This is a genomic window from Micromonospora sp. NPDC047753, assembly GCF_040642735.1.
GTDB lineage: Bacteria > Actinomycetota > Actinomycetes > Mycobacteriales > Micromonosporaceae > Micromonospora.
The window spans coordinates 1-2,558 of sequence record NZ_JBEYSL010000718.1; the positions used below are offsets into that span (position 1 = coordinate 1).

General features: G+C 69.3%; 3 protein-coding genes. 2 read left to right on the top strand and 1 reads right to left on the bottom strand.

Annotation, left to right across the window (positions count from 1 at the left end):
• Window positions 1–1,093 (bottom strand): aconitase family protein (locus ABZ749_RS33655; protein ID WP_357235077.1); only part of this gene is annotated, 1,093 nt, incomplete at its 3' end.
• 159 nt (window positions 1,094–1,252) lie between these two features.
• Between ABZ749_RS33655 and ABZ749_RS33660 the strand changes: the two genes are divergently transcribed.
• Both ABZ749_RS33660 and ABZ749_RS33665 read left to right on the top strand, forming a co-directional pair.
• A complete protein-coding gene (locus tag ABZ749_RS33660) occupies window positions 1,253–1,612 on the top strand; it encodes a glyoxalase (protein ID WP_357235079.1) in 360 nt (119 codons plus the stop codon).
• A 115-nt stretch (window positions 1,613–1,727) separates the two neighbouring features.
• On the top strand, window positions 1,728–2,429 hold the full coding sequence (locus tag ABZ749_RS33665) for a DedA family protein (protein WP_357235082.1): 702 nt from the start codon (window positions 1,728–1,730) through the stop codon (window positions 2,427–2,429).
• The last annotated feature ends 129 nt before the right edge of the window (window positions 2,430–2,558 follow it).

Consider the following 2,558-nt stretch of genomic DNA (forward strand, 5'->3'; position numbering starts at 1 on the left):
CGAGATCCAGCTCCAGGCGCTCGGAGTAGTCCGGCTCGGCGTCCGGGTCGTGCCAGAAACCCTGCTCCTTGGCGTACGCCTCGACGAGCGCGACCTGCTCGGCGTCCCGGCCGGTCAGCTCCAGGTAGCGGATCGTCTCCGCGTCGATCGGGAAGATCGCCACGGTGGAGCCGTACTCCGGGGACATGTTGCCGATGGTGGCGCGGTTGGCCAGCGGCACCGCGCTCACGCCGGGGCCGTAGAACTCGACGAACTTGCCAACGACACCGTGCTTGCGCAGCATCTCGGTGATGGTCAGCACCAGGTCGGTGGCGGTGGTGCCGGCCGGCATCTCACCGGAGAGCTTGAAACCCACCACCCGGGGGATCAGCATGCTGACCGGCTGGCCGAGCATCGCGGCCTCGGCCTCGATGCCGCCGACGCCCCAGCCCAGCACGCCCAGGCCGTTGACCATCGTGGTGTGCGAGTCGGTGCCGACCACCGTGTCCGGGTACGCCTGGCCGTTGCGCTCCATGATGGTGCGGGCCAGGTACTCGATGTTGACCTGGTGCACGATGCCGGTGCCCGGCGGGACGACCTTGAACTCGTTGAACGCGGTCTGACCCCAGCGCAGGAACTGGTAGCGCTCCTTGTTGCGCTCGTACTCCAGCTCGACGTTGCGGGCGAACGCGTCCTCGCGGCCGAACAGGTCGGCAATGACCGAGTGGTCGATGACCAGCTCGGCCGGGGCGAGGGGGTTGACCTTGGTGGCGTCGCCGCCCAGGTCACGTACTGCCTCGCGCATGGTGGCCAGGTCGACCACGCAGGGCACGCCGGTGAAGTCCTGCATCAGGACCCGCGCCGGGGTGAACTGGATCTCCACGCTCGGGGCGGCGGTGGAGTCCCACCCGCCGAGCTGGCGGATGTGGTCGGCGGTGATGTTCGCGCCGTCCTCGGTCCGCAGCAGGTTCTCCAGCAGGATCTTCAGGCTGTACGGCAACCGCGCGTGGCCGTCCACCTTGTCGATCTTGAAAATCTCGTAGCTCGCGTCTCCGACGCGTAGCTGGGTCTTCGCACCGAAGGTGTCGAGGCTCGCCACGTCGTACTCCTTCACACCAGCGACCGTGAGTAGTCCTGAGCAGTCTGTCGCACCGGCCGGGGTGCCGCCGAGGTTAGGTGACACTTACCGCCCGAATCCGCTTCCAACAAAACCGTACGTCCGTCTTGCTATATGTGCAAGCGAGTGCCAGGGTTCGAGACAGGAGGTACCGCAATGATCCACCACGTACTGCTGGCCTGTCCGCGCGGCACCGAGGAGGTCTCGCGCGCCTTCTACGCTGGCCTGCTCGGCCTGGTCGAGAAACCCAAACCCCCGGCCCTCGCCGCCCGCGGCGGTTGCTGGTTCATCGGGTACGACGCCGAACTGCACCTGGGCGTCGAAGACGACTTCCGCCCCGCCCGCAAGGCACACCCTGCCCTGCTCCGCCCCGACCTCGACATGCTTGCCGGCCGGCTGCTCGACGCCGGGTACGACGTCGTCTGGGGTGACGACGAACTGCCCGGGATGCGCCGCTTCCATACTCACGACCCGCACGGCAACCGGCTGGAGTTCGTCGCCCCGCTCGACGGCTGACGCCAGCCCTCGACTCCCGCGGTTGAGCCTGAATGGCGGCTGGGCGGTGTCCGCGAGCACGCCGGTTCACCAGGTCCCAGGGTAGGGTCGGAGGCCGGATCGGAAGGGGTGCCGAGTGGTCGACGTCCAGCACTGGCTCTCGGCCCTGCCTCCGGGCGTGGTCTACCTCATCGTCGCCGGCGTGATCGGCGTCGAGAGCATGGGCGTCCCGCTGCCCGGAGAGATCGTGCTCGTCAGCTCCGCCCTGCTCGCCGCCACCGGAGTGGTGGAGCCGGAGTGGGTGGCCAGCGCCGCGGCGTTCGGCGCCATCGTCGGCGACTCCGTCGGGTACGCCGTCGGCCGACGCGGCGGTCGCCCCCTCCTCGCTCGACTGGGCAGACGGTTCCCCAAGCACCTGGGCCCGGCGCAACTCGCCCGTGCCGAACAGAGCTTCGCGCGGCACGGCGTCTGGGCGGTCTTCTTCGGTCGGTTCGTGGCACTGCTGCGGATCCTCGCCGGGCCGCTCGCCGGTGCGCTGCACGTGCCGTACCGCCGCTTCCTCCTGGCGAACGCGGCCGGCGGGTTGGTCTGGGCCTTCGGCACGACGTACCTGCTCTACTCGGTCGGCAAGGCGGCCGAACACTGGCTGAAGGACATCTCCTGGGCCGGGTTGGTCCTCGCGGTGCTCGCCGGGCTCGGCAGCACCTGGTGGCTGCGCCGCCGCGCCCACCGCGTCACGTCGACCGACAGCGCGTCCGGCGTGGAGGTGGCCTCCGACGGTCAGTCGCCTGCGGTGGCCTCTGACGTCGATCCGGTCCGCGCGGGCACCGAGCACTGATCTTTGACTGATCATGCCGAAGGGCCGGACCCTCGTGGGGTCCGGCCCTTCGGTCATGTGGTTCGGGTTGGGTCAGCTGGTGGCGTAGCCGCGGGTGGCGATCCAGTCGGCGAGGTGTTCGACGCTGAT